At 60.3% G+C, this 26000-nt stretch carries 32 protein-coding genes and 1 tRNA gene; 12 read left to right on the top strand and 21 right to left on the bottom strand.

What is annotated here, in order from left to right:
* Nucleotides 1-44 precede the first annotated feature (44 nt).
* Genes U1A53_RS01305 through U1A53_RS01265 form a run of 9 tightly spaced genes read right to left on the bottom strand, consistent with a single transcriptional unit; the run spans nt 45 to nt 7805 of the window.
* Nucleotides 45-842, bottom strand: coding sequence for an ABC transporter permease (locus U1A53_RS01305; RefSeq protein WP_322278544.1), 798 nt, complete (start codon nt 840-842; stop codon nt 45-47).
* Nucleotides 839-1618 (bottom strand): ABC transporter ATP-binding protein, encoded by a 780-nt coding sequence (locus tag U1A53_RS01300; protein ID WP_322278543.1) that lies wholly within the window; start codon nt 1616-1618, stop codon nt 839-841. The genes U1A53_RS01305 and U1A53_RS01300 overlap by 4 nt, the downstream gene beginning before the upstream one ends.
* Before the next feature lie 5 nt (nt 1619-1623).
* Nucleotides 1624-2382 (bottom strand): inositol monophosphatase family protein, encoded by a 759-nt coding sequence (locus U1A53_RS01295; RefSeq protein ID WP_322278542.1) that lies wholly within the window; start codon nt 2380-2382, stop codon nt 1624-1626.
* Nucleotides 2379-3056 (bottom strand): phosphopantothenoylcysteine decarboxylase, encoded by a 678-nt coding sequence (locus tag U1A53_RS01290; RefSeq protein ID WP_322278541.1) that lies wholly within the window; start codon nt 3054-3056, stop codon nt 2379-2381. The genes U1A53_RS01295 and U1A53_RS01290 overlap by 4 nt, the downstream gene beginning before the upstream one ends.
* Before the next feature lie 14 nt (nt 3057-3070).
* Nucleotides 3071-3754 carry an SDR family oxidoreductase gene (locus U1A53_RS01285; RefSeq protein ID WP_322278540.1) on the bottom strand — a complete coding sequence of 228 codons (684 nt, stop codon included), beginning with the start codon at nt 3752-3754 and terminating at the stop codon, nt 3071-3073.
* Entirely contained in the window at nt 3751-5364 is a 1614-nt protein-coding gene (locus U1A53_RS01280) for a peptide chain release factor 3 (RefSeq protein WP_322278539.1), read from the bottom strand. Before U1A53_RS01280 ends, U1A53_RS01285 begins: the two co-directional genes overlap by 4 nt.
* Before the next feature lie 46 nt (nt 5365-5410).
* A complete protein-coding gene (gene truA / locus U1A53_RS01275) occupies nt 5411-6244 on the bottom strand; it encodes a tRNA pseudouridine(38-40) synthase TruA (protein ID WP_322278538.1) in 834 nt (277 codons plus the stop codon).
* Nucleotides 6219-6710 (bottom strand): Holliday junction resolvase RuvX, encoded by a 492-nt coding sequence (gene ruvX / locus U1A53_RS01270; protein ID WP_322278537.1) that lies wholly within the window; start codon nt 6708-6710, stop codon nt 6219-6221. The genes truA and ruvX overlap by 26 nt, the downstream gene beginning before the upstream one ends.
* Before the next feature lie 12 nt (nt 6711-6722).
* Nucleotides 6723-7805: a sugar phosphate nucleotidyltransferase gene (locus U1A53_RS01265; RefSeq protein WP_322278536.1), complete on the bottom strand. Its 1083-nt coding sequence runs from the start codon at nt 7803-7805 to the stop codon at nt 6723-6725.
* Nucleotides 7806-7898: 93 nt separating this feature from the next.
* Here U1A53_RS01265 and U1A53_RS01260 point away from each other — a divergent pair, with 93 nt between their 5' ends.
* The gene (locus tag U1A53_RS01260; RefSeq protein ID WP_322278535.1) at nt 7899-8228 is read left to right on the top strand and encodes a hypothetical protein; all 330 of its coding nucleotides are present in this window, start codon (nt 7899-7901) and stop codon (nt 8226-8228) included.
* A 2-nt stretch (nt 8229-8230) separates the two neighbouring features.
* Here the strand turns inward: U1A53_RS01260 and U1A53_RS01255 are convergent.
* Nucleotides 8231-8320, bottom strand: a tRNA-Ser gene (locus U1A53_RS01255).
* 117 nt (nt 8321-8437) lie between these two features.
* On the opposite strand from U1A53_RS01255, the gene U1A53_RS01250 reads away from it, so the two are divergent.
* Entirely contained in the window at nt 8438-8668 is a 231-nt protein-coding gene (locus tag U1A53_RS01250) for a hypothetical protein (protein WP_322278534.1), read from the top strand.
* Here U1A53_RS01250 and U1A53_RS01245 read toward each other — a convergent pair.
* Together U1A53_RS01245 and U1A53_RS01240 are read right to left on the bottom strand one after the other, a co-directional pair.
* Nucleotides 8643-9266 (bottom strand): DNA-3-methyladenine glycosylase, encoded by a 624-nt coding sequence (locus tag U1A53_RS01245; RefSeq protein WP_322278533.1) that lies wholly within the window; start codon nt 9264-9266, stop codon nt 8643-8645. The genes U1A53_RS01250 and U1A53_RS01245 overlap by 26 nt on opposite strands.
* A 3-nt stretch (nt 9267-9269) precedes the next feature.
* Nucleotides 9270-10025, bottom strand: coding sequence for a Nif3-like dinuclear metal center hexameric protein (locus U1A53_RS01240; protein WP_322278532.1), 756 nt, complete (start codon nt 10023-10025; stop codon nt 9270-9272).
* Between the two features lie 40 nt (nt 10026-10065).
* On the opposite strand from U1A53_RS01240, the gene U1A53_RS01235 reads away from it, so the two are divergent.
* Both U1A53_RS01235 and gluQRS read left to right on the top strand, forming a co-directional pair.
* Nucleotides 10066-10824 (top strand): hypothetical protein, encoded by a 759-nt coding sequence (locus U1A53_RS01235; protein WP_322278531.1) that lies wholly within the window; start codon nt 10066-10068, stop codon nt 10822-10824.
* A gap of 11 nt (nt 10825-10835) precedes the next feature.
* Nucleotides 10836-11666, top strand: coding sequence for a tRNA glutamyl-Q(34) synthetase GluQRS (gene gluQRS, locus U1A53_RS01230; protein ID WP_322278530.1), 831 nt, complete (start codon nt 10836-10838; stop codon nt 11664-11666).
* Here gluQRS and U1A53_RS01225 read toward each other — a convergent pair whose 3' ends face one another.
* The gene (locus tag U1A53_RS01225; protein WP_322278529.1) at nt 11667-12389 is read right to left on the bottom strand and encodes a hypothetical protein; all 723 of its coding nucleotides are present in this window, start codon (nt 12387-12389) and stop codon (nt 11667-11669) included.
* 104 nt (nt 12390-12493) lie between these two features.
* Here U1A53_RS01225 and hemL point away from each other — a divergent pair, with 104 nt between their 5' ends.
* Genes hemL through U1A53_RS01205 form a run of 4 tightly spaced genes read left to right on the top strand, consistent with a single transcriptional unit; the run spans nt 12494 to nt 15705 of the window.
* Nucleotides 12494-13780, top strand: a complete 1287-nt coding sequence (gene hemL / locus U1A53_RS01220) for a glutamate-1-semialdehyde 2,1-aminomutase (RefSeq protein WP_322278528.1) — start codon at nt 12494-12496, stop codon at nt 13778-13780.
* 33 nt (nt 13781-13813) lie between these two features.
* Entirely contained in the window at nt 13814-14161 is a 348-nt protein-coding gene (locus U1A53_RS01215; RefSeq protein ID WP_322278527.1) for a cupin domain-containing protein, read from the top strand.
* Between the two features lie 12 nt (nt 14162-14173).
* A complete protein-coding gene (locus U1A53_RS01210; protein WP_322278526.1) occupies nt 14174-14485 on the top strand; it encodes a DUF2007 domain-containing protein in 312 nt (103 codons plus the stop codon).
* Between the two features lie 8 nt (nt 14486-14493).
* Nucleotides 14494-15705, top strand: coding sequence for a redoxin family protein (locus U1A53_RS01205; RefSeq protein WP_322278525.1), 1212 nt, complete (start codon nt 14494-14496; stop codon nt 15703-15705).
* Nucleotides 15706-15711: 6 nt separating this feature from the next.
* On the opposite strand, the gene U1A53_RS01200 is transcribed toward U1A53_RS01205, so the two are convergent.
* The 3 genes from U1A53_RS01200 to U1A53_RS01190 are packed head-to-tail and all read right to left on the bottom strand — an operon-like array spanning nt 15712 to nt 17948.
* A complete protein-coding gene (locus U1A53_RS01200; protein ID WP_322278524.1) occupies nt 15712-16236 on the bottom strand; it encodes an RDD family protein in 525 nt (174 codons plus the stop codon).
* Between the two features lie 39 nt (nt 16237-16275).
* Nucleotides 16276-17295, bottom strand: coding sequence for a M23 family metallopeptidase (locus U1A53_RS01195; RefSeq protein ID WP_322278523.1), 1020 nt, complete (start codon nt 17293-17295; stop codon nt 16276-16278).
* Nucleotides 17295-17948 (bottom strand): hypothetical protein, encoded by a 654-nt coding sequence (locus U1A53_RS01190; RefSeq protein WP_322278522.1) that lies wholly within the window; start codon nt 17946-17948, stop codon nt 17295-17297. Before U1A53_RS01190 ends, U1A53_RS01195 begins: the two co-directional genes overlap by 1 nt.
* Nucleotides 17949-18083: 135 nt before the next feature.
* Between U1A53_RS01190 and pyrR the strand changes: the two genes are divergently transcribed.
* The 3 genes from pyrR to U1A53_RS01175 all read left to right on the top strand — a co-directional run bounded on the left by pyrR (nt 18084) and on the right by U1A53_RS01175 (nt 20236).
* Nucleotides 18084-18635, top strand: coding sequence for a bifunctional pyr operon transcriptional regulator/uracil phosphoribosyltransferase PyrR (gene pyrR / locus U1A53_RS01185; protein ID WP_322278521.1), 552 nt, complete (start codon nt 18084-18086; stop codon nt 18633-18635).
* A complete protein-coding gene (locus tag U1A53_RS01180) occupies nt 18632-19558 on the top strand; it encodes an aspartate carbamoyltransferase catalytic subunit (protein WP_322278520.1) in 927 nt (308 codons plus the stop codon). Before pyrR ends, U1A53_RS01180 begins: the two co-directional genes overlap by 4 nt.
* Nucleotides 19559-19780: 222 nt before the next feature.
* Nucleotides 19781-20236: a transposase gene (locus U1A53_RS01175; RefSeq protein WP_322278519.1), complete on the top strand. Its 456-nt coding sequence runs from the start codon at nt 19781-19783 to the stop codon at nt 20234-20236.
* Nucleotides 20237-21078: 842 nt separating this feature from the next.
* On the opposite strand, the gene U1A53_RS01170 is transcribed toward U1A53_RS01175, so the two are convergent.
* The 5 genes from U1A53_RS01170 to lpdA form a co-directional block, all read right to left on the bottom strand.
* Complete coding sequence (locus tag U1A53_RS01170; protein WP_322278518.1) at nt 21079-22101, bottom strand: NAD-dependent epimerase/dehydratase family protein; 1023 nt, start codon at nt 22099-22101, stop codon at nt 21079-21081.
* A 44-nt stretch (nt 22102-22145) separates the two neighbouring features.
* On the bottom strand, nt 22146-22520 hold the full coding sequence (locus tag U1A53_RS01165; RefSeq protein WP_322278517.1) for a hypothetical protein: 375 nt from the start codon (nt 22518-22520) through the stop codon (nt 22146-22148).
* Entirely contained in the window at nt 22510-23106 is a 597-nt protein-coding gene (locus U1A53_RS01160; protein ID WP_322278516.1) for a hypothetical protein, read from the bottom strand. Before U1A53_RS01160 ends, U1A53_RS01165 begins: the two co-directional genes overlap by 11 nt.
* A gap of 25 nt (nt 23107-23131) precedes the next feature.
* Nucleotides 23132-23356: a hypothetical protein gene (locus U1A53_RS01155; protein WP_322278515.1), complete on the bottom strand. Its 225-nt coding sequence runs from the start codon at nt 23354-23356 to the stop codon at nt 23132-23134.
* A gap of 115 nt (nt 23357-23471) precedes the next feature.
* Entirely contained in the window at nt 23472-24848 is a 1377-nt protein-coding gene (lpdA, locus tag U1A53_RS01150; RefSeq protein WP_322278514.1) for a dihydrolipoyl dehydrogenase, read from the bottom strand.
* 127 nt (nt 24849-24975) lie between these two features.
* Between lpdA and U1A53_RS01145 the strand changes: the two genes are divergently transcribed.
* Nucleotides 24976-25986 carry a trypsin-like peptidase domain-containing protein gene (locus tag U1A53_RS01145; protein ID WP_322278513.1) on the top strand — a complete coding sequence of 337 codons (1011 nt, stop codon included), beginning with the start codon at nt 24976-24978 and terminating at the stop codon, nt 25984-25986.
* Nucleotides 25987-26000 lie beyond the last annotated feature (14 nt).

The following is a 26000-nucleotide window of genomic DNA, read 5'->3' as shown; positions in this document are numbered from 1 at the left end:
TGTTCCTGTGGAACAGGCATCCTTGTTGCACAGCAACAAGGCTACTATTGCGTGGCGAACTTCGTCAGCAGGCCGCGCTTGCGGGTCATGTTGAGCACCCAGACGAACAGCCAGCCGGCCAGCGTGAGGTAGATCACGTTCAAACCTGCGGCAAGCCAGAGGTGGTTCCAGTTCATGGTGCCGGTTTTCATCACCTCACGCATGCCTTCAAAAATGGGCGTGGCAGGGAAGAGCCAGGCGAAGGGCTGCGACCACGCGGGCATGTCCTCGACACGGTAAAACACGGCCACGACCGGCTGAATGAAGAACGGCACGGCCCAGGCGAGCGATTCAGCGGCCTGCCCCCAGCGCAGGATGAGCGCGGTGGAGATCATGCCGAGCGACCAGCCAAAGACCATGAGGTTGAGAAAGAACGGTACCAGCCACCAGTGAAGCTGGAAGATGTTGAAGGAATAGCCAACCCAGGCAATGACGCTCATCACGAGGCAGGTGACGAAAATGCGCAGAAAGCCGACCGCGAAGGTGGCGCTGAGGTATTCCACGGTGCGCACGGGCGCCACGAAGATGTTGAGCAGATTGCGCGTCCACACATCTTCCAGGAATGAAATGGCCACGCCTTGCTGCGCGCGGAACAGGATGTCCCAAAGGATCATCGCTCCAAGGAAGAACAGAATGAAGCTGCCGAATTTCTCGTCGCTATGCCGTTGGATGAAGACGGTGACGTTGCCCCAGATCACGAGATCAACGAGCGGCCAGAAGACGAGCTCCACGAGGCGCATGGGCGTCCGTGCATAGAGGAACAGGTAGCGCATGATGAGGGCGCTGATGATGCGGAGGCTCATACGATTGCGGTTTTCTTTGATTCGTCCACGACTTCGCCGTCACGGGCGATCTTGATGAAGACATCCTCCAGCGTGCTGCTGCTGGATTGTTCGACGATGTCTGAGGGCGTGCCTTCACAGACGATCTTGCCTTTGTGCAGGAAGATCACACGATCGCAGACCTCTTCGATGTCGCGCATGTTGTGGGAGGTGTAGAGGATGCCGATGCTGCGCTCGCGCTGCACTTTGCGCACAACCTTGCGTACCTTGTCGGCGATGTCAGGGTCGAGTGACGCGGTCGGTTCGTCGAGCATGAGCAACTCGGGGTCGTTGAGGAAGGCTTTACACAAGTTCACGCGAGTGGACTCACCGGCGGAGAGCTGGCCAGTGACGCGCTTGTAGAGGTGCGGGATTTCGAGGAGTTCGAGCAGCTCGGCGATCTTCTTCTTCGGGTTCGGCACGCCGTAGATGCGCGCAAACACGAGCAGGTTCTGCCACACGAGCAGATTGCCCGGCAGGGCGGTGTAGGCGGAGGAAAAATTGGAGCGCTGCAGGATTTTGATGCGATTCGCCTGAAGGGGCAGGCCGAAGGCATAAATATCGCCAGTTGTCGGCAGCGTGAGGCCGAGAAGGCAGTTCATCGCGGTGGTTTTGCCCGCGCCGTTCGCACCGAGCAGGCCCAACACCTCGCCGCGATGCAGCTTGAAGCTGAAGCGGTCGAGCGCCTTCACGCCATCGAACTCACGCGTGAGTTCGCGGGCTTCGAGGATGACTTCGCGGGTGTCGGGGGCGGACATGCGATTTAGAGAGACGCTTCGATGGGCAGCTTGCCGTTCCAGGCGCAGATAAACATGGTGCCGGGCTTCGTGGTGCTCGGTTTGAGCATCACTTTGCCGCCGCCCTCTTCGACCATGAGCTGTCCGGCGGCGATGTCCCAAAGGCTGATCTGTTCCTCGACATACGCATCGAGACGACCACAGGCGATGTAAGCCATGGCGAGCGCGGCGCTACCCAGCATGCGTGTCTTGCGCACTTCGTAGGCGATGCGCTTGTAGCGGGCGAAGCCCAGATCGAGCGCCTCCTTGCTCTTGGAAAAGCCGACGGTGACGACGGCCTCGGCCATCTCTCCGCGATTGCTGACGCTAACCGTTTTGCCATTGAGCATCGGCTTTTCACCACGGACGACGGTCCAGGTTTCGTTCTGAGTCGGATCAAAGATCACGCCCACAAGCAGTTCTTTCGACTCACGCTTCCGCGCGGCGATGGAGACGCAGAAATGCGGGATGCCGAAGAAGTAATTCACCGTGCCGTCGATGGGATCGACGATCCACTCGACTTCACCGTTGCCGCCGATTTCGCCGCCTTCTTCGCCCAAGATCGCGTGATCGGGGAAGCGTGCGAGGATCATCTCGGTGATGAGTTTCTGGCTGAGCACATCGAGTTCGAGCTTGATGTCGTGGCGCTGCATTTCGTTCACCGTGAGCTCGGAGCCGAAGTTGTCTTTGATCATTTTGCCCGCGGCGTGCGCGGCTTCGGTGGCGGTGGTGAGGAGTTCGTTCACTTCGGGTCGTTGGGGGCTGAGAGCTGGGTGATGTGCGCGATCAATTCACGCGCGATGGCTGCTTTCGATTGTCTGGGGAGATGAATCGTCCGGCCGCCGGGGAGGCAGAGGGTGACTTCGTTTTCCGCACTGTCAAACCCGATGCCCGCCTGTGACACGTCGTTGGCGACGATCATGTCGCAGCCTTTGCGCTCCAGCTTCTCCTGCGCCTGAGCAATCAGGTTCTCGGTTTCCGCCGCAAAGCCGACGAGGAAGCCCTGAAAGCCGAGTTTTGACCGAGCGGAGCCGAGGATGTCCTCGGTGCGTTCGAGTTCGAGCGTGAGCTTGTCGGCGGTCTTTTTCAATTTCTGCGCCACGACATGCACCGGCCGGTAATCCGCCACCGCCGCGCTGAAAATGGCCGCGTCGCAGCCACTGAGGTAGATTTGCACTGCGTCGAACATCTCGCGCGCTGTTTCCGCATGAACTAACATCACACCTTCCGGTGCTGAGATCGCCACGGGGCCGGAAATGAGCACCACATCGTGTCCTGCCTCGCATGCGGCCTCGGCCAGCGCATAACCCATGCGACCCGAGGAGCGGTTCGAAAGGAACCGCACCGGATCAATCGGCTCCCGCGTCGGGCCGGCGGTGATGAGGAGGCGCATCACCGAACGTCCAGAGTCGGAGGTCAACGGTCAAGGAGTTGTCAGCCGCCGGGAACGGTGAGCGGCTTGCCGTTGTCCTTGGGACCGAGTTTGATGAAGAAAGGCACGGCGCGTTTCGCCCAGTCGTCAGCATCAGGAAAACCGCCCGCTTCGCCGCCGAAGGTGCTGCGGAGCATGTCGGTGTCGATGATGCCGGGATTCATCGGGATCACGGCCACTTTGCCGCCCGTGTCCTGTGCCGTGGCCATGGAAAGGCCTTCGATGGCGTATTTCGTGGCGCAATAGGGAGCCACATCCGCCGCTGTGCAGCGACCCCAGCCGGAGGAGAAGTTCACGATCACGCCGGAACCGCGCTTCAGCATCGCAGGCAACAGATGACGCATCATGGCGGCGGGACCCTTGATGTTGATGTCGAGGATGCGGCTGAAATCCTCCGCGCTCGTCTCCCACAGCGGCGCGTTTGGATTGATGATGGCCGCGTTGTTCAACACGAGGTCCGGTGGGCCGAATTGTTTGAGAATCGCGGCGCAAAACGTTGCAACGTCCTTTTCACATGAGACATCGCAGACTTGGAAAAGGTGCGATTTGGTGAACTGGCGACCCAACTCGGCAATTTGGGCTTCATCGCGTCCACAACCGGCGATCTGCCATGCCGCATCGATGAATCGCGGAATCATCGCGCGGCCGAGTCCACGCGTGCAGCCGGTGATGACGACGGTTTTCATTTGGCTGCTGTTTTTTCGACCTCATCCCACGGAATCTCAGACAGTTCGGCGTTCGGATTGCGGCGCTCGAAGTAGTTGATGGCCCATTGGTCGCTGAAGAAGACGACCCAGCGTTCTTCGGCATCTTGCGCGGTGGCGACGCCGCTGGGGATGTCGAAGTCTTCGATGGAGCCGCCGTCTTTGGTGCGGACCCAGCGCAGGACGGTGTAGGGGGCGTTTTCGATGCGGCTTTGGGCGTTGTATTCGCTCTCCAGGCGAAATTGCACGACTTCAAACTGCAAGGGGCCGACGGCTCCGAGCAATGGGACACGTTGGCCGGCGTGCGGCTGGGTGAACTGCTGCACGACGCCTTCGCTGAGGAGCTGCTCGAGGCCGTCACGGAAGCGTTTGTAATGTGCGGTGCTGGGATTGTGCAGGTAGGCGAAGACTTCGGGCGCGAAGCGGGGGATTTCGTCGAATTTGAGCTTGGGGTCGGTGGCGAGGGTGTCGCCGATGCCGAAGCCGTGGTTGCCGACGATACCGACGACATCGCCTGCGTAGGCTTCATTCACGGTCTCGCGATCTTGGGCGAAGAGTTTTTGGGAGTTGGCGAGGCGGACGATTTTGCCGGTGCGGGTGTGAGTGACCTGCATATCGCGCTCGAACTTGCCACTGACGATGCGCACGAAGCTCATGCGGTCGCGGTGACGCGGATCCATGTTGGCCTGGATTTTGAAGACGAAGCCGGAGAAGCCTTCGTTGTTAGGCTCGATGACGCGACCATCGTCGGCCATGCGGGCTTCGGGCGGTGGAGCGAGTTCAAGGAAGCCGTCGAGCAGGAGCTGGACGCCGAAGTTGTTGCTGGCGCTGCCGAAAAAGACGGGCGTGAGTTCGCCACGATCAATCTTGGCTCGGTCGTAGTCGTGACCGGCACCGTCGAGCATTTCGAGTTCCATCTTGGCCTGCTCCAGTGCTTCAGGAACGGTGTGCGTAGCGACGAATTCATCGTCGAGGCCGCCGACTTTTTCAGGTGCACGGTAAGCACCGTGAACGGTGCGCTCGAAGAGATGGACTTCTTTTTTGCGACGATCATACACGCCACGGAACTGCTGGCCGAGTCCGAGCGGCCAGTTGATGGCGCAGGCGCCGATGCCAAGGACGGTTTCGAGATCGTCGAGCAGCGTCATCGGCTCGCGCGCAGGGCGGTCGAGCTTGTTCATGAAGGTGAAGATAGGCACGCCACGGCGACGGCAGACTTCGAAGAGTTTGCGCGTTTGCGCCTCGATGCCTTTGCCGGCGTCGATGACCATGATGGCGGCATCGACGGCGGTGAGCACGCGGTAGGTGTCCTCGGAGAAGTCTTTGTGACCGGGAGTGTCGAGCAGGTTCACCACGCAGTTTTTGTACTCGAATTGAAGCACGGTGGAACTGACGGAAATGCCGCGCTGTTTTTCCAGTTCCATCCAGTCGGAGGTCGTCGCACGCTGGTTTTTGCGAGCCGTCACGGAGCCTGCAAGCGCGACAGCACCGCCGTAAAGCAGGAGCTTTTCGGTGAGCGTCGTTTTGCCGGCGTCCGGGTGCGAAATGATCGCGAAGGAGCGACGGCGGGCGATTTGGGCTTCGTGTGGCATGGGGGCGCTTGTCATGCCGCAAAGGGCGGCGAGATGCAAGCGGCCGTCACTCGGCAGGGTAGTTCACCTTCACCAGATACAAACCGCAGGCAGGGGCGGTTTGATTGCTCTGCATGCCGGTGGGATCGTTCAGCAGGCTGGCGAACCACTCCTTTGGCTCGCGTCCGCGTGCGACGTGGAGGAGGCTGCCGACGATGAGGCGCACCATTTTGTAGAGGAAGCCGTCGCCTTCGAATTCGAGCTCAATCACGTCGCCGTTTTCGCGGAGATCGACGCGATGGATGGTGCGGGTGGTTTTGTCTGGCAGCAGGCGGCGCTCGGTCTCAGGCATGTCGCCACGATTGGCGGAGAGGCGGATGAAGTTGTGCGTGCCGACGAGCTTTTCGCAGCACCAGCGCAGCGATTCCATGTCGAGCGGGCCATAGACATGCCAAGCGCGATCTGCCTCGAAGGGCGAGAGCATGCGCGGACGCCAGATGCGGTAGCGATAGGTTTTGCCGGTGGCGTCAAAGCGGGCGTGGAAGCTCGGGTCGGACTCTTCGACGCACAAAATGCGAATGGTGAGCGGCAGGCAGGCATTGAGCGCATTCGCCCACGATTCACCGCTCATGCGCACGGTTTCGGGCACGTCGCAGTGCGCGGTTTGCGCGAGCGCATGCACACCGGCATCGGTGCGTCCGCTGCCTTGTGCGCGGGTTTCGATGCTGGTGGCTTTGCGAATGGCGGCGTTGATTTCATCCTGCACGCCACCGCCGCCTTCCTGGCTCTGCCAGCCACGCCAGGGCGTGCCGCAGTAGGCGATGGTGAGCTTCAAGCGCTTGGAGCCCGGCTCAGGGCCGCGCTGCAGGCCAGCTTTACTTTCGACGTCGCTTCGGCTCATCGGTCCATGGGAGTTCGTAGGCGGCGTCAGGCAGCAGGAAGCCCTCGGGGCCGCGCTGCTGGTTCAAATACTCTTGGAGGATGACCACTGCGGCAAGTTGATCGACGATCTCGTTGCGCTCGCGCTTGCCGGTGATGCCAGCACGGGACATGGCGGCCTCGGCTTCGACGGATGAGAGGCGTTCATCGACGAATTCGATTGAAATCATGTGCTGCAGCTCCTTGCCGAGGCTGGTGGCAAATTTTTCGACACGCTCGGCCGCGCCGCCTTTGTCGCCGCTCATGTGGTAGGGCATGCCGATGACAATTTTGTCAATGTGCTTCTCCTTGACGATGCGAGCGATGGTGCGCTCGGGCTCGTGGTTTGCGTCGATCGTTTTGAAAGGACTGGCGACGATCTCGGTCTCATCGCTCAAGGCGAGGCCGATGCGCACAGTGCCGTGATCGATGGCGAGAATGCGCGGCATAGGGGAAAAGTCTCAACGCAGCTCCGCAGGAAGACCATCGACGAGTTTTTTGATGCTCTCGGCCTTGCTGCGGTTGGCGATGAGAAGGCCGTCTTTCGAGGCGACAACGATGAGATCCTGCACGCCGAGCAGGGCAACATGCTGGCCAGTCTGCGTGAAGACAATGTTGTTGGCCGCGTCCTGCTGCGAGAGGGCGCAGTTGTGCTGATTGCCATCGTCATCGGCCTTGAGATAACGGCCGACGCTGGTCCAGTTGCCCACGTCGTCCCAGTCGAAGGTGGCCTCGATGTTGAGCACGCGGGAGGCGCGCTCCATGAGCGCGTAGTCAATGGAAAGCTTGGGCAGCTTGCCAAACTGTTTGGCAACTGTGGCCATGAAGTCCTTGGAACCGCGCAGCTCGGAAATGAAATCGGCAAGCACAGGGCAATGACGGCTCAGTTCGCTGAAAATGGCAGGAATGGTCCAGATAAACATGCCGGCATTCCAGAGGAAGTTCCCCTGGCTGATGAAGTGCTCGGCGAGATCAGGATTCGGCTTCTCACGAAAGCGGGCGACCTCCCAGACAGGCAGATCATCGAGACCACCAATGCTGGCACGACGACCACGCTCGACGTAGCCGTAGCTGGGGCACGGCCAGGTCGGTTTGATGCCTACGGTCACAAGGCTGCCGCTGTTTTCGGCGGCCAGAGCCGCGTTTTGCAGCACGCGCTGAAACTCGGCGTGGTTTTGGATCAGATGATCGGCCGGCAGCACGATCATGGTGGCCGTCGGTTCGCGAGCAACGACCCAACCAACCGCAAGAGCTATGGCGGGCGCAGTGTCCCGTTTTTCTGGTTCAGCGACGATGTTTTCGGCGGGCAAATCCTTCACAAGGGCGCGAACAGAGGCCTCCTGCTGCTTGTTGGTGAGAATGAGGATGTTCTCCTTGGGCACGAAGCCGGTGAGACGCTCAATGGTAAGTTCCAAGAGTGTCTTGTCGCCAAAGAGCTTGAGCAACTGCTTGGGCAGGGCGTCTCGACTGATGGGCCAGAAGCGCTGGCCGCTGCCTCCGGCGAGGATGAGGGCGTAACGTTTGGGGGATGCGGCTTGAGTCATGTGGGGGGAAAGAGGCAAAGGGATGATTTAACAGGAAACGGGGAACGGGCAAATTCCTCTTTGGTGATTCTCCGTGTGCGGCTATGGTACCGCATGCAAGAGAACGCTACCGCCCCCAGCTATGAGTCCTATGCTTCCCTGATAGCCCCCGCCGCCGCAGGCTGCGCGCTGGGCATCCTGTTTGGGCGTGGCATGCGTCGTGGTTCCTCCAATGTGATCGCTCTGGCGCTGCTCGCGGCCGGCGCCGCAGTTGCCGCGCCCGTCATCACGGATCTCGTGCAGCGCACGGCGAATCGTCCGAGCAGCGAACGTGGCAGCCGCCGCCGATTGGAAGGCATCCGCAGTCATGGCATGCCTGATCCTGAAGCGAGCGAGTTTTACGCCGTGGATGCGCCGGACTCGTTCCCGGTGGTGACTCGATAAGATGGCGGAGAGGGAGGGATTCGAACCCTCGGTTGCCTTTCGACAACGTCTGATTTCGAGTCAGGTGCCTTCAACCACTCAGCCACCTCTCCTGGAATCACGAGCGGCGGCGAGATTAGCCTCCAGCGAGGGGAATGCAAGGCGGGCTTCCAATTTCACCCCAGAATTCCAGTTGTGTTCAAGGCCAACCGACGATCTTTGCCGCCACTATGAAAACCATCTGCCAAATCCTCTCGGTCCTGATCGGCTTGTTCGCCGCGCTGTGCATGGTCCCCAGCCTCATTCCGCTGCTGGGAGCACTGAACTGGCTGGTACTCGTGTTCTGCGTGATTGGCATCATCTTCGGCGTCTTCCCGGAGAGAAAGATCGGCCTCACCATCAACATCGCCGTCGGCATCGTGGCCTTGGTGCGCCTCATTTTGGGCGGCGGCGTGGCGTGAGCGCCGACAGCTTCACCTTGCCGTGTTTCACGCTGAGATGAGGGCTGTGGTGTGACAGGAAGCGCCAGGGGAAGTCCACCGCCTGGCTGATGCCGACGCGGATGTCGGTAACCACTTCATGCGTGGAATCCTGCGGCATCCTGAGACCACAGCCCGGCGGTCTGCCGCGTCCGACCATCACGGTGCCGTGATGAGCGCCTTCGATTCCAAGAGCGACCGACAGTTTGCCGGGGCCGGAGCAGAGTTCGTGTAGTTTGTCGCGCTTGCGGCGCTGCTGCATTGCCTCGATGCCCCGTTTGGGTTCCAGAGCACGGATGAGGATCAGGCCGTCGCGCCCACCACCTTTGACGAGCAGGTTGAAGAGCCAGTACATGCCGTAGTTGAAATAAACATAGGCCGTGCCGGGAGGCTTGGAGCGCACAAACTCACGGGCGCTTGGACGTGAGGCCGTGTGGCAGGCCGGATCGTCGTTGACTGCGTAGGCTTCGGTTTCGATGATGATGCCGGAGCAACCGTTCCAGACGAGTTCGACGCCGACCAGATCATGCGCCACGTCGAGAACGTCGCGCTCGAAGAAATCACGCTTCAACCAGCTCATGGCTCACAAACCCGTCGGGTGATCCACAAACTCCCACGGGATGCCGAATTTCGCCTCGATGTGCGCCGCCAGCGCCTTCACGCCGAAGGTCTCCGTGGCATAGTGGCCACCATACAGGACGTTGATGCCCAGCTCTTCGGCGAGCGTGTAGCTCCAATGCGGCCCTTCGCCGGTGATGAAAGTGTCGATGCCCGCCTTCGCCACCGTGGCCACCTCCGAACCCGCGCCACCGGTCATGATGCCAATTTTGCGGCAAACAGCCGGTCCAGCAGCGCAAACATGCACTCTCGAGCCCGTCGCGGTCTCCAGACGCTTCACCAGTTCATCACGACTGATCTCCGTCTCGATCTTAGCACCATTTTCGGTGCCCTTGGTCTTCATGAAGGTGCCGCAAGGCTCCAAACCAAGCGACCGCGCAAGCACGGCGTCGTTGCCGAGCGTGGGATGGAAATCCAGCGGCAGATGGCAGCTGTAAACCGCCAGCCCGGCATCCAGCGCTACTTTCATCTTCTGAAACACCGGTCCGGTACACGTTTGAAGCCCCGTCCAGAACATGCCGTGATGCACGATCAGCAAATCCGCTCCCGCAGCGACTGCCTTGCGCATCACCGGCAGCGTCGCATCGACGGCGGCGACAATCTTCGTGGCCTTGCCGTGATGATTTTCGAGCTGGAGGCCGTTGAGCGCGTTCGAGTAATCTGCGATCTCCGCGATGCGCAATTCGGTGTCGAGATGGGAGACGAGGTCGGCGAGATTCATGCTGGACAGGAGGTGTGACGGTTCGGTAGCATGCGGCATCATGTGCTGCTTCACTGGAAAAGTCGAGGAGGTCAAAAACACGCGTATCTTCGCGCGGCTGGGCGAGCATGGGAATCAGGTGATCATCTACCAGATGTCGGTGAAGGCGGATCAGGATCTGGCGATGGTGCTGCCGATTCCGGTCAAGGAGGGCACAGGCGAGGATGCGGTGAAGTTTTTCGACTTCTCGAAGTATGAAAACGTCTTCGAGGATCTGTGGGAGCTGTTTCCGATGCCGAAAAGCAGAGAAGCGGACCCGTTTGGTGCTGCACCAGCCGCAACCGGGTATTCGCTCAAAGTCGTGTCCGTCGGCGCCTATGATGCGAGCTTCGTGCCGACCATCGCCGACTTCAGCCGGTTGGATGCTCGCTTCAGGCTGCCAGAGGGCGTGTGGGCAAAGCTTCCGGGTTATGCGGACTTTGGCTTTGCCGTGTTCAAGTTGAAGCCGGGCAACGCGCAGGTGCATCCGATGGCGTTTTCGTTTCCATCCGCGCTGACCGGCACGGTGTTCTTCCCCACACTGCACATTCACGATGGCGAGGTGCATGCGAAGGAGACCTTCGATCACACGCTGTATTTGCAGGCGCCGGCGTCCAACCTGGCACGCGGCGGCTGGCGCGAGTCTCCCGCCTTGGCGGTCACCAAGGTCAAATGCGGACTCACTCACGGCATGATCCGCCCGGACCTCCATGTGTACAACCAGATCATGCGCGGGAAATTCGACAATGGCGATGTCGTGGCGAAAGTACGTGCCGCCTGAACCCGCCGCGCATGCTCGAAGTCACCCGATTCGCCCCCAGCCCCACCGGATGGCTGCATCTGGGGCATGCGTATGCGGCATTGTTTGCGCATGATGCGGCCGTAGGCGGACGGTTCTTGATCCGGCTGGAGGACATCGATGGCACGCGGGCACGGCCGGAGTATGAGGAGGCGATCTTTGAGGATCTCGCATGGCTGGGTTTGACGTGGGAAAGGCCAGTGCGACGTCAAAGCGACCACTTTGACGATTACCGGACCGCTTTGGCAAAGCTGGAAGCACGGGGCGTCTTGTATCCATGTTTTTGCACGCGGCGGGAGATTCAGGAGGAGATCGCACGCGCTGGAAATGCACCCCAAGGCCCCGATGGTCCGCTGTATCCGGGCACATGCCGGAATCGGAGTGCGAACGAGCGTGCAGAACGCATCGCGGCTGGTGAGGCCTATGCGCTTCGTCTGGATGTTGCCAAAGCAGTGACGCTCGTTTCCAAACAACTCACCTGGAAAGATCGCGATCGTGGCAGCTTCACCACGCGACCCGATGTGTTTGGCGATGTCGTGCTGGCGCGGAAGGACACGCCTGCGAGTTATCATCTCGCGGTGGTGGTCGATGACGCGCTGCAAGGCATCACGCTGGTGACGCGTGGCGAAGATTTGCTCGAAGCGACGCATTTGCACCGGCTGTTGCAGGAGTTGCTCGACCTGCCGGTGCCGGAATGGCATCATCATCGGCTGATCACGGATGAAACCGGCAAACGTCTGGCGAAACGTGATGATGCGCGCTCGTTGCGCAGCCTGCGTGCGGCTGGGTGGACGCCGGAGCGGGTGAAAGAGGCGATGCGCTGATCAGAAGACGGGTGGAGTAGGCACAATCTGCACGCCACCACCACCGAGCGGATTGCCCTTGGTCTCCTCGATTTCGGCGACGACGCCGTCTTTGAAACTGACGCCGAGCGTGCCGACCTCGACTTTCACATAAATCACGGTCTGCACGAGCTGGCCAAAGCCATCACGACTGGTGGTGGTCTGCGGCACTCTTTCGTAGATGCTGAACTCAAGCTTCTCCTCTTTGCCTGCGGCGTTGATTTTAGCGCTCGTGCGGGAGGGCTTGCCCAGCGATGCCTGCACCTCCTGGCTGGTCATGCCAAGAGCGACCTGACGATTCTGAATGAGTTCCTCGACCTTCTTGGTGCGCTCGTAGAGCTTCTTGAGATTTGCGGCCAGATTTGGGTCGGCTGACAGCACATCGGCCTGGCGAATCCAGCCGGCGACATCGCCATGACGGGCCCGGCCACGCACACGGTAGGCTGTGTCCGACATCGCGATGAGGGTAACCAGCGTGCCGGGCGCAAAGGAACCAAGCGCACCCTGGAACTTGCTGGTGGGATACATCGGCGCCTCAATCTGCACTTTAAGGATCACCGGCTTCGGTGTCATGCCTTCCACGGAAAACGTTCCCGGCTCCAGATTCTGCAAGGACGATTTGTTTCGGGAAGACGAGGTCACTGACTGCGCCTGGGCCGCTTGAGCGGTCAATAGCGTGAGGAGCATCCAACAGAGCGCTTTCATAGGCATGGGGCTGATTTTGAAATGAGAATAGCCGACTCAGACGGTCCCCGGCAACCTTTTGTTCGACGCCTCAAACCTCCCGCGTATCCCTTGCCACCCCACCCATGCCCAACGGACCCCTTTCCACCAAGCTCTTCGAGCTCGCCAAGCAGTACATCCCCGGCGGGGTGAACTCGCCCGTGCGCGCCTTTCGCAACGTCGGCGGCGATCCCTTCTTTGTGAAGCGTGCCAAAGGCTGCCGCATCTACGATGTCGATGACCGTTGCATGATCGACTACGTCGGCACCTGGGGCCCCGCCATTCTCGGTCATGCGCCGATTCCGGTGATTGAGGCCATCCATAACGCTGCCAAGGATGGCGTCAGCTTTGGCATCCCGAACCTCTACGAAGTCGAAATGGCCCGCACCATCTGCGAATGGGTGCCCAGCATTCAAAAAGTCCGCATGGTCAGCAGCGGCACGGAAGCCACGATGTCCGCCATTCGCCTCGCACGTGGATTCACCGGCCGCGATCGCCTCGTGAAGTTTGACGGCTGCTACCACGGCCATTCCGACAGCCTCCTCGTCGCCGCCGGCAGCGGAGCGCTCACGCACGGCAATCCCGACAGCGCCGGTGTGCCGAAAGCCTTCGCCGAATTGACGAGCGTGCTGCCCTTCAACGATGAAGCGGCCTTGGAAGAGCTGTTCGAGAAACAAGGCCACGAAATTGCCTGCATCATCGTCGAACCGTATCCGGCGAACGCGGGTCTCATCCTGCCCAAGCCCGGCTTCCTGCAAAAACTCCGCGACATCACCACCAAGCACGGCGCGCTGCTCATTTTCGACGAAGTCATGACCGGCTTCCGTCTCGCCAAAGGCGGCGTGCAGGAACTGGAGAAGATCACACCCGATCTGACCTGCCTCGGCAAGGTCATCGGCGGCGGATTGCCCGTCGGCGCCTTCGGAGGTCGTGCCGACATCATGGACCAGCTCGCACCGCTCGGCCCGGTATATCAGGCCGGCACACTCAGCGGCAATCCCGTCGCCCTCGCCGCCGGTTTGGCTCAACTTCGCGAGCTGGAGAAGAAAAACGGCTACGCCCTGCTCGAAAACCTCGGTCAGATCATGGAAACCGCCGTGCTCGATGTCCTCAAGAAAAAGGGCCTCAACTATCGCTGGTATCGCAAAGGCAGCATGTTCTGCCTCTTCTTCACCGAGAAGGAAGTCCACAACCTCCAAGACGCCAAAACGTCCGATCTCGCCGCCTTCCGCAAATTCTTCCACCACTGCCTCGACCACGGCGTGTACTTTGCCCCCAGCCAGTTCGAGACCGGCTTCATCAGCATGGCCCACAGCCGCGACGACCTCGAACAAACCGCCGAAGTCGCCGCCGCGGCACTGGCGGCGCTTTAATTTGTCATTCGACACTCTGCATTCGTCATTTCCATGAACACTCCCCGCTTCGCCGTCGCCCAGCTTGATGAGATTCCGCCAACGCCCTGTCCTTGTGGTCAGGCGCGGCGTGCCTTTAAGGAAGACTGGAACACTCTCGCCACCGTGCATCTGACGGACATCCACGCGGACTCCAAGGCGCACTACCACCAGAAGATGACGGAGATCTACATTGTCCTCGAAGGCGAAGGTCATCTGGAGGCGGACGGGCAGATCATTCCGCTCAAACCGATGACCACGGTCATGATCCGCCCCGGGTGCGTGCATCGCGCGGTGGGCAAGCTGAAGATCATCAATGTGCCCATGCCGCCGTTTGATCCGGCGGATGAATTTGAGGTCTAAACACCTACGTGTATGCGCGACCTGTTGACCAGTTTGGATTCCACCCGGCTTGGCTATTACAAGTCGATCCTCGATGAGGCTGAGATCCCCTGCTTCATTCGCAATGAAACGACCGCGCAACTCGCCAACATCTTCATCATGCCGCTTCAGCCGACGCTGTGTCTGCTGAACGATGCCGATTATGACCAGGCAAGCGCCCTGCTCCGTTCATACCACTCTCCCCAGCCCTCCTCGTCTGAGGAATGGCCCTGCCACGCGTGCAAAGAATCCAATCCGGCCTCGTTTGAGCTGTGCTGGAACTGCCAGGCCGCCAAACCCGAATGATCACGACCATGAACAAGCTCGCTGTTTCCCTGCTGGTGGCCCTGCTTCCGGCCCTCACGAATGCTGAAACGCCGAAAGCAAAAAAGCAGGGCATGCCCGAGGGCTTCCACGAGCTCAAAGTCGGCGATGCGGCGCCAGATTTTGAGCTGATCGGCATCGATGAGGAGAAACACACGCTCAAGGATTACGCGGACGCCGATCTGCTCATGATCGCCTTCCTCAGCAACCACTGCCCGACCTCTCAGGCGGTGGAGGGCCGCATCAAAAAGCTGGTAAAAGACTACAAGGGCAAAGGACTGCGACTCGTGGCGATCAATCCGAATGATCCCGCCGCCCTGCGACCGGATGAACTCGGCTACTCGAAGTACAACGACAGTTTCCCCGAGATGAAGCGCCATGCCAAGGAGCAGGGCTTCAACTTCCCCTACCTCTACGACGGCGAAACGCAGAAGATCGCCCTCGCCTACGGCTGCCTTGCCACGCCGCATGTCATGATCTTCGACAAGGAGCGCAAACTCCGCTACCAGGGCCGTCTCGATGACTCACGCTATGACGATGATGCCACCGTGACTTCGCCCGATGCACGCAATGCCATTGAAGCTTTGCTGGCAGGCAAACCGGTGCCTGTGGCCGAAACGAAGCCGCATGGCTGCTCCACCAAGTGGATCGACAAGCGCGGTCAGCTCGCTGCCGACAATGAAAAATGGGAGAAGGGCGAGGTGGAGGTCGAATTGATTGACGCGAAGGGCGTGGCCGCTCTGCGGAAGAATGACACGAAGAAAGTTCGGCTCTTCAATGTCTGGGCCACTTGGTGCGGGCCGTGCGTGAAGGAATTCCCCGAACTCGTTGCCACCTCGCGCAAATTTGGCCTCCGTGAGTTTGAGTTCATCAGCATCAGCATGGATGACCCAAAGGAGCTGCCTGCGGTGAAAGCCTTTCTCGAAAAGCACAACGCCATCGTACCTGACAAATTGAAACCCTCGCTCAAAGCCGAGGGCCGCAAGGGCAACGCCTACATCTTCAACGAGGCCAGCAGCGATGCGCTGATCCAGGCGCTTGATCCCGAATGGCCAGGCCCGATTCCGCACACGCTGGTCGTCGCCCCCGGCGGTGAAGTTATCTTCCGCCACAACGGCGAGGTCGATGGTGACGAACTCCGTGCCAAGATCCTGGCACACATGGGCCGCTTCTACGTGCCGGAGCCGGAAGTGAAGCCGTAAAGTTCGTCAACCACCCGCAAGCTGCGGGCGCAGATCGACGACTTTCGTGTCAGCCACATCATCATGCAGCGTGTAGCGGCTGGAGCGGAAGATGCTGAAGCAGTCGGCCAGCGCGGCGATCATGCCGATGACAGGAATCAGCACGACGACTTGAATCGGCAGCATGCGCCAAAGGATGAGGCGTTTCCGATCACAGGGGCTGCCATCTCTACGCACAACCTTGATCTTGAGCACGCTTTTGCCAATGGTCTGGCCGTTCAGCAGTTGATTCCAGTTGATCAGCACCATGATTCCAAAACCAATGGCGCTCCAAAACACATCTTCTCCTCTGAAGGCGTAACTTGGCTGCGCCCGGTCAAATGCGCCCGCCATCCATTCTATGGGCATGACCACCGCCATGATGATGAGCGCGTCCAGCATCGAGGCTAGAAAGCGATGCCACCGGCTGGCTGATGGCAGCGCATCGCCTGAAGCGGGTGCGGGGATCACATTCGACTGCGGAGCGGCGTAAGGATTGAAGGTCTCGTCCATGCCGCTGATTCTGCGGCGGCCTGCTGTGATTTGTCCATCCTAAAACCAGCCGCACACCAGCTTCACAAAACGCAGTCCTTCCGTCGTGAGCTTGCCTGTTTCACCGCTGCCGGTCACGCAGCCACGGGTGTGGGTGTAGTGTGGAATGCCAGCGTCCTTCACCCACGTCACCACCGGCTGTGACACGGTCATGTTCGAGGCTTTGACGGCCAGCGGCAGCCCCCAGCGGCTGAAAGTGACCTCCCAGCTCGCAGATTTGCCCGCAGGACGCGGCCCATCGAGCAGCCAGGGATAGTGTTTCACGATCTCCATCGTCGCATCGCCTGGGATCGCCACACGGTAGCCGCTTTCCGTCGCACGCACAGCTCCGGCGGCGGTGATGGCCGGATTCTTCTGCTGTGCGAGGTAAAGCGCCTGCAAATCGAGACCGATGAGATTCAGGCCGTTGAACACGCCGTGGTGATTTGGCGTGGCAAAGTTCGCCGCATGCCAGGCCTCGAAGCGGCTGGAGAGAAAGAGGTTCAGCTCCACATGCACATGGGCACGGCGCTGATCGATCCCACTGCCGGTGTAACCGAGAATCCCAAGAGTCGTGCCTGCCTTCACTTTCTGACCTGCCGTGACACGTGACTCACGCAGATGCGCGTAGAGCGAGTAAAGCGAGCCCTCGCCCCAATCATGCCTCACCACGATGTAGCGGCCGTAATTGCTCAGACTGGCCGTCGCTGCCGAGTAAGCCACGATGCCGTCGGCAATCGCACGCACCTCATCCTGCGGATTGCCCTGCGCGTCTCGCTGGAGCGGTTTGATGTCGAGACCCTCGTGAAACCGCGCGTAGGCGATGCGGCTGCCGAGACGCCGCGGATCGCGCACGAATCCAAACTGCCCGCCCTCCCACGGTGTGCTCTTCGCGCCCTCAAAGTCACGATCCACGAACTGGAAAAACTGCGCCGGCTCGTCAAACAGCGCACGATTGTCCGTGGGCAGCAGCAGGCTCTGCCCCTGCGCCATGCAGCCGAGCACAAAGAACGCAATCAATGACAAGGCGGGGCGCTTCATCAGGTGCCGGGCTGTTTATAGCCTTCGAGCGGGATGTCCTTCGTCTTGGGCGCGTTGCGGATGATGCCGCGCTCTTTATCACGCAGAGCGGCTTTTTCGGCCGCTTCAGCTTCTTTGGCGACGCGGCGTGAGTTCAGCTTCTCGCGGTGTGTGGAGGGCAGCATGTCCATCCAGCGCGAGGAGGACTTCATGTATTTGATGCGCGGGTAAAACTTGTCCATCCTGTCGATCGTCTCCTTGGACAGCCCGCGCCAGACGGTGAATCGGCCGTCGGTGATCGGCTGGTCGAGCTCGACCAAGTCGATGGGCAGTGCATTGACCATCGTCAGCATCACCATGCCGTGGCTCATGCGGGAGGCGAGTTCGAGCGAGTTCCTACCCTTCGTGTCGAGTTGGAGCAACACGCCGAAGCTCTGGCCGTCCTCGGCCGGGAAGGGCTCAAAGCCCGAGATGCTGCGCTGGCTGAACTCGGGCACCTTCCTGAAGGTCATTTCCTGACCACCGATCGGCAGCTTCATGATCTCGCTGGGATGCTCGATCGCGTCCGTCTGGACGTGCATGGTCATCAGCAGCTTGTTCTCACGAAAGTTGTCACAACTGGCCAGCAGTGCCGGAAGGGTCAGCAGCAGGACGGCACGGGGAATTCGTTTCATGCGCTCATCAAACCAAAGCCGTGCCTGCTTTGCAACCCTGGAGGCGGAAACGGACGCGAAACTTCTCCGCTGGCGCCGCCATCGGCTGATTTGACAAGACCACGAATCGCCGGACTTTCCGCGCACCCCATCGCCATGCCAGAATTTGTACGCACCCTCCTCACCAAGGCCCAGATGGCTGAAGGAGTGGCCGCTTTGGCAAAAAACATCTGCGACGCGAACCAAGGCGCGGAAAGCCTCGCCCTCGTCGGCATTTTCACCCGCGGCGTGCCGCTGGCGACGCGCATCGCCGCCGAGATCGAAAAACTCGGCTGCACGAAGGTCTTCGTCGGCACCATCGACCTCACGCAGTATCGCGATGACCTGAACACCTTCCAGATGGTGCCCAAGCTCGAAGGCTCCGACATCGCCTTCGACCTCGACGGCCTCAATGTCGTGCTGTGTGACGAAGTGATCTTCACCGGCCGCAGCGTGCGCGCCGCGCTGGAGGAACTGCTCAATTTTGGCCGCCCGCAACGCGTGCAGCTTGCCGTGCTGGTGGACCGCTGCGGTCGCGAATTTCCCGTGCAGCCGGATTTTTCCGCGCTCAAGGTCACCCTGGCCGCTGGCGAGCGTGTGGCGGTGCGTTTTGAAGAAGTGGACGGCCAGGACTCCTGCACCGTGCAAACCCAAGCCTCACCGAGATGACCCCGCGCAAAGACCTCCTCGACATCGCCTCGCTCACGGATGAGGAAATCGCGTTCGTGCTCGACAACGCCGTGCCGTTCAAAGACCTCTTCAAACGCAGCGTGAAGAAAGTGCCCACGCTCAAGGGCCGGACGATGCTCACGCTGTTTTACGAGCCATCGACGCGCACACGCTCCAGCTTTGAAGTCGCCGCCAGCCGTCTCAGCGCTGACGTGACGCACTTCGACATCGAATCGAGCAGCGTCGTCAAAGGCGAATCCGTTCTCGACACTGTCGAGACCCTGGAGGCCATGCGCGTCGATTACATCGTCGTGCGGCACAAGCAGTCCGGCACGCCGAACCTCATCGCCCGAAACACCCGCGCCAGCGTCATCAACGCCGGCGACGGCTGGCATGCGCATCCCACCCAGGCGCTGCTGGATGCCTTCACGCTGAGAGAGATTCACAAAGACCTGCGTGGCTGCCGCGCGTTGATCGTCGGCGACATCCAGCACTCCCGCGTCGCCCGCAGCACCAGCCTGATGTTCCGCCGTCTCGGCATGAACGTGGCCTACCTCGCCCCCGGCTCGATGATGCCGCGCGAGGTGCCGCAGGAAATCCCGCAGTTCGGCAACTGGCGCGACGCCTTCGACTGGAAGCCCGATGTCATCTACCTCCTCCGCGTGCAGAGCGAGCGCCTCGACGAGCCCTTCTTTCCCACCGCCGCCGAGTATCACAAAAACTACGGCCTCACCAACGAGCGCGTCGAAATCTTGCGCGAGCGCGGCCTCCACCTCATGCATCCCGGTCCCGTGAACCGCGGCGTCGAGATCACCGACACCGGCATGAACTACGAGAAGTGCCTCATCAACCAGCAGGTCGAAAACGGCATCGCTGTGAGAATGAGCGTGTTGTACTGGCTGAGGCCGGGTGCGGTGGAGTGACTGAGATGATTGATGGGTAGGGCGGACTGTCCTCAGTCCGCCGCGTGAGGCCACATCGCTTGCGAACAACATATTCACGTCATCGAAGCCTTGAAGGCCAACGGCCTTCCGTAACTCAGCCCAGGGTTGGCACAACCCTGGGTCACCGCATCGCCCACCTCCTCCATTCCGAGCAACCCCAACGGGGTTGCGTCCATCCCCGAATCATCCAAAACTCGCGCCATGCCACAATCCCTCGTCCGCGTTTTGATCCACACCGTGTTCTCCACCAAAGGCCGTGAGCCCACCTTCCACGACCCCGCGTTTCGCTCCGAGGTGCATGCGTATCTGGGCGGTTGTGCGAAGGCGCTCGATTGTCTGCCGATCCAGATCGGCGGTGTCGCCGATCATGTGCATCTGCTGACCACGCTTTCACGCACCCTCGCCATCGCGGAGTTCGTGAAGGAGATCAAACGCGTCTCCACCGGCTGGATTCACGAACGCGGCGGCATGTTCCGCCAGTTCCACTGGCAGGCGGGGTATGGGTGTTTCTCCGTGTCCGAATCGAAAGCGGGGGCCGTCACGCGTTACATCGAACGACAGGAGGAGCACCATCAGAAGATCACATTTCAGGACGAATACCGCGAGTTGTTGCGCCGCCACGGGCAGGCATGGGACGAGGCGTATGCGTGGGATTGAAGAGGGGTCAGGGAGCGGCGGCGATGGACGCAACCCCGTTGGGGTTGGTCCTTGAGAAACGTTGGATGGTGAATCGTTAACCCAGGGTTCTGCGAACCCTGGGCTGAGTTACACAAGCCCGTTGGGCTTTGAGACTCGTCAGCGACAACGTTGAGATAGCAAGTTCCCGCATAACGACGAGAAGCGACTCATCAACCAGCAGGTCGAAAACAGCATCGCCGCTCACATGAGCATGCACTACTGGCTCAGACCAGGAGCGCCCGAGTGAGCGTTACAACAAAGTGAGGCGATCCAACCCACGGCAATTGCCGCACTTGGATAGCAAACCAAGTAAAACATGCTTGGCACTAGATGCGCCCATCTGGGATGAGGATCATCAACGCCATGAATTTTCCATTTCGTGAGTTCTTCCGAAGTGTAGTACTTGTTCATCGTTTCGCTGCTGGCGACAACCCCGTGATAAAGTCGTGTGATGCCAAATATTGATAGCGACGCTAATGCAGCCATGCTGACCGGGACAAAGCCCGCCCCTTTAGGCACAACACATTGATAGAGCACAAATAGCCAGACAATGGGAAAGACGTTCAGTAGGACAACGGAGGCGAAAATGCGTTTTAAACGCCGAGTTCGTTCGTCACGATAGCTCCATCGAGCCCAGAGGGTTACGGTCGGGAAGCCTTGGTACCGAGCAGAAGTCGCGAGGATTTCAGCCCAAAAGAGACCATAGAAAAACAGCAGTGCTGATGTCCCATCTTGCATATGGCATAACTATTGAAGAGGAAACACATCTGTCGAGTACACGATAGATATTATGCAGCACAGAGGAAGGATAGAGCAGGCCTTCAAAATTTCCCATCCCGCGACTCAAAGTGCGTCGGTTTGCCGAGGGATTCGCCGCCGTGTGAGACCCAGCTTGCGACCCATTCCATCAACTCCTCATCGCGGATGAACGGAATGCCGAGCTCGACGAAACAGCGGTAGGGATTGCTGAGGAGCGCATCGGGAGCCTCCTTGCCTTCGATCTGAATCGGTTTGCCGAAGAGTTCGCCGAAGCGCTTCGCGACCTCGCGCACACTGAGCGTGGCGGTGCCGGTGAGATTCACGGTCCAGGCGGGGCTTTGGGCTTTGCCGAGGCTGAGGAGCGAGAGTGCGTTCGCATCGCCCTGCCAGATGGTGTTGAAGTAGCCCATGCGCACATCCACCGGCTGGCCGTTCCAAACTTTCTGCGCGACATCCACCAGCACGCCGTAGCGCAGGTCGCAGGCGTAGTTCAGGCGGATGAGGGAGACGGGCGTGCCGCGTGTCTGGCTGAAGTGCTGGAAGATGCGCTCGCGGCCCAGGCAGCTCATGGCGTATTCGCCGGCGGGATTCAAAGCGTCCTCCTCCTTGCTGCCGCCGCGTTCCACCGGCACGAGGCCATAGACATTGCCGGTGGAGAACGCGGCGATGCGGCTGCGATGGTAGCGCTCGCACACGAGGCCGGGCAGCCACGCGTTCATGCCCCAGGTCATCGGTTCCTGGCCGGTGGAGCCGAATTTCATGCCCGCCATGAAGACCACGTTTGGCGCATGCGGCAGGTAGGCCACGGCGTTCGCCGCCAGCAGATCAACGGCGATGGTTTCGATGCCGTGCTGCTGAAACTCCTCCGCCGCACCCGGCGTGCTGAAGCGCGACACCGCGATGATGCGCCGCTGCGTGTCCGCCTCATCGCTGGCACGTTTTGCCATGCGCGCGAGCGACGGCCCCATCTTGCCCGCCGCGCCCAAAACGATGATGTCGCCCGGCATGGCGCGCATCAGGTCGATCACGGCAGGCGTGGGTCGGCTGAGACGTTCTTCGAGCTCTTCGAGGCTGGTCGGCGGCATGGGCGGATTTAAGAACGGTTTTCGCTTTTGGAAAAGCCTTTGCTTCAGGGCCTTGCGGCGAATCCGAAGTCCAACGGGTTGCCTGACGCAAGGCCGTTGGCCTTGGGCGGGGACTCGACCGTTTGCTTGAGCGATCTGAGCCAGACGATGGAGGCAGTCATGAGCAACACACCAAGGACGATGTAGGCAGGGCGGAGGTTCGTGGGATCCATGTGGCCGACGGTGTGCTCGACAATGGTCGCTGAGGCGGCTCCGAATAGAAAGAGGACGACGCAGTAACTCCACGCCTTCTGCACGCGAGATGATTGATGAGGGCTGTCCGGGCCGACTTTGGGAGCTGTGAAACCGCCTAGGCAGGCAAAACCACCCAGCAACACGGCCAGGAGCAGCAGGCGTCGAAGATCGAAGTTAAACTCCATCAGGCGGCAGGGCTTTGAAGCGTGGCGTACCCTTGTGGGCGCTGAAATCGATCTGCTTCATCTGCGCTAGCATGAGGATTTCCCGCCGCTCTTCGGGATACTCGGTGATGGACTGCCATTTGTTCGCTTTGCGCAGGATTCCAAGCGTGTGATGCAATTTCTGCTCCAGAACGGCCTCGTTTGGAATCAATTGCTGGAAATGGCGTATGCCACGCAGAAGCAGCAGCGGCCCACCCAAGAAGACCTGGCTCAGCACATAAGCCGGGCCGGTCACCTGCCGGGCATAGTAATCCACGACATTAGCACCCGCAGTGTCCGCGCTGCCCGCCAGATCGTGAAACAAGGAGGTTTCCACATAGCTTTGAAAGCCCTGCCCACGCTGCCATGTGATGTATCCGCTGATTGTGATGCCGATCAGGGCTGCAACGGCGATCCAAACCGCCCAGCTTGTCGAAAAACGAAAGCTGTCGAGCACCCATGAAGAAGCATAACGAAAAAACAGCCACGCCAGCACATAGCAGACAAGGCCACCAAACACGCAAAGCACGCCGCGAATGATCTGGGAATGGTTGTAGGCAGAGATCATGAGATGACAGGATAAGAAGCAATGCTTAATGACGCAACGATGACCAAAGTGCCCATGCCGCCCAACCGAGCAGGCCGGCGGAGATGACCACGACACATAGGGCGAAGGGGATCTCGAAAAAGGCGGTGAGCCTGTCTTCCCGCCACTGCTGGTTCTTTTTGATTCTATAGCTGCGACTGAAGAGATAACGCCAGCCACGGATGAAGTGCTCGAGGAGTTCGCCGAAACCGGAAGCGTCATCGATTGGCATGGCCATGGATGCCTTGATCCCCAAACCGGTGCAAACGTTGTCTGCAAAAAAACTGGCGTGCCTTTTGAGGGCACGCCAGAAGGTTAGGGTGAGTTGGAGAAGGCTTATCCTGCAATCACACATGAATCGGATGCCCCTTGGCGACTTCCGTCGCCTCCTTGACCATCTCGCTAAGCGTCGGATGGGCGTGGATGGTGGCTTCGATTTCGTCCCAGGTGGCTTCCAGATTCATGGCGAGGCCGATCTCGGCGATCATCTCGGTGCTTTCGCTGCCGATGATGTGCGCGCCGAGGATTTCGCCGTGCGGTTCGCCGTAGAGGATCTTGACGAAGCCTTCGGGCTCGGCGGCGGCGAGGGCCTTGCCGCTGGCGACATACGGGAACTTGCCGATCTTGAACTTGAGGCCCTTTTCCTTCGCGGCACGCTCGGTGAGGCCGATGCTGGCGACCTGCGGATGGCAGTAGGTGCAGCCGGGGAAGACGGTGACTTTCTTGGGCTTGTGCTTGGTGAAGAGACCTTCGACGCACTGAACGGCCTCGTAGCTGGCAACGTGGGCGAGCCAGGGCGGTCCGATGATGTCGCCAGCGCCGTAGATGCCCTTCACGGAAGTTTGATAACGGTCGTCGGTATGCAGCCAGCCGCGGTCAGTCAGTTTGATTTCGATGCCGCCGGGCAGCACGGGGGCGACGCCGATGGCGACGAGGCAAACCTCGGCCTCCAGGGTTTCATTGGCCGCGCCTTCGACGTTGATCTTGACGCCTTTGCCGTCCTCGGAGGTGCCGGTGACCTTCGTGTTGGTGAGAATGCGGATGCCGGATTTGGTGAGGCTCTTCTCTAGCAGTTTGCTGACCTCGGTGTCCTCGACGGGCAGCACGTCAGGCAGCATTTCAACGACGGTGACCTTGGTGCCGTAGGCGTTGAAGAAATAGGCGAACTCGATGCCGATGGCGCCCGCGCCGATGACGATGATGCTCTTCGGCTGCTTTTCGAGGGTCATGGCCTCCTTGCTGCCGATGACGGTCTTGCCATTGAAGGGGAAACCGGGCATGGGGCGGCTTTTCGCGCCGGTGGTGATGAGGATGTTCGCCGCGTCATGCGTCTCCTTTTTGCCGTCGGCGGCGGTGACTTCGACCTTGCCAGCGGCGGGGATGCTGGCGGTGCCTTTGAGGTAGTCGATCTTGTTCTTTTTGAAGAGGAACTCGATGCCCTTGTTCAGCTTGTCGGACACGTTGCGGCTGCGGCCGATCACTTTGGACCAGTCATACTCGATGCTGCCGATTTTGAGGCCGAACTCCTCGGCGCGGTGGGTGATCGTGTGGTAAAGCTCGGCGTTTTTGAGCAGGGCCTTGGTGGGAATGCAGCCCCAGTTCAGGCAGGTGCCCCCGGCGCGGTCATTTTCGACGCAGGCCACTTTTTTGCCGAGTTGCGCTGCGCGGATGGCTCCGACGTAGCCCGCAGGCCCGCCGCCGATGACAATGAGGTCGTAGTTCATGGAAAGAGTGTGTTTGGGGGAGTGAAGGGCGAGAGAAGCGCAGCCCCGGACCGTATTCAACCGCAGATTCCCCCTTCGCATCCCGGATTGACCACAGGAGCGGAAGAACGTAGTTTACACCACGCGCATGCTCTCACTCTGCACCCCATTTCCGCGCAGAGCCGCCACGATCCTCGTGGTGATGCAAATCATCGCCGCGCACGCCCTCGCAGCCGGTGGCTCGGACAAGAGCGCCACGCCGATGACCGACATCGCCGCGCTCCTGCAAGTGCAAAGCGACGTGCAGAAGCTCCTGCCGCAGGTGCGCCTGGCGCTGGTGGCCATCCAGACCGGCGGCGGCACGGCCAGCGGGGTGATCATTTCCGCCGACGGCCTGCTGCTGACCGCCGCGCACGTCCCCGGCGCTCCAGGCAAGGACATGCGGGTCATTTTGGAAGACGGCACCATGACCACGGCCAAATCGCTTGGCATGGACAAGACGACAGATGCAGCGCTGGCGCAGCTCAAGAAGCGCGAGAAGCCGTGGCCCTTCGTGAGTCTCAACCGCGAAGTCGCCAAGGCGCAGCCGGGTGAATGGTGTTTCGCGCTCGGCCATCCGGGCGGATTCGACAAAGCACGCGGCCCCGTGCTCCGCGTGGGCAAGATCGTCAAGCAGACCGCCAACAGCCTGCACACCGACTGCGTGCTGATGGGCGGCGATTCCGGCGGCCCGCTCTTCAATTTCACCGGCGAGGTCATCGGCATCCACAGCCAGATTTGGGAGAACCGCGATCAAAACGTGCACGTCTCGATGGCTCCCTTCCTCCGTTCGTGGGATGCGATGCAGAAATCGGAGATCATCAAAACGTGGGGCATCGGCGCTGGCGGCTATCTCGGCGTCGCCACCGTGATGAGCGACGATGTGGAGCTTGCGGTGGCCGATGTGATCGAGGGATCACCCGCGCAGAAGGCCGGCGTGCGTGCCGGCGATGTCATCCTCAGTGTCAATGGTGACGCGATGACGGATCAGCAGCAGTTCACCGCCACCGTGCGCGCCCGGGCCGCCGGAGACACGCTCAAAATCAAACTCCGCAACGAGGGCAAGGAGCGCGAGCTCTCCGTCCAACTGGCGCAGAAACCACAGGAGGAGGGGCAGTGACTTCTTTGAAGGGA

The sequence above is a fragment of the Prosthecobacter sp. genome (assembly GCF_034366625.1).
Classification (GTDB): domain Bacteria; phylum Verrucomicrobiota; class Verrucomicrobiia; order Verrucomicrobiales; family Verrucomicrobiaceae; genus Prosthecobacter.
Note: the sequence above shows the minus strand (reverse complement) of the source record. Positions and strands in the feature narration are given on the sequence as shown.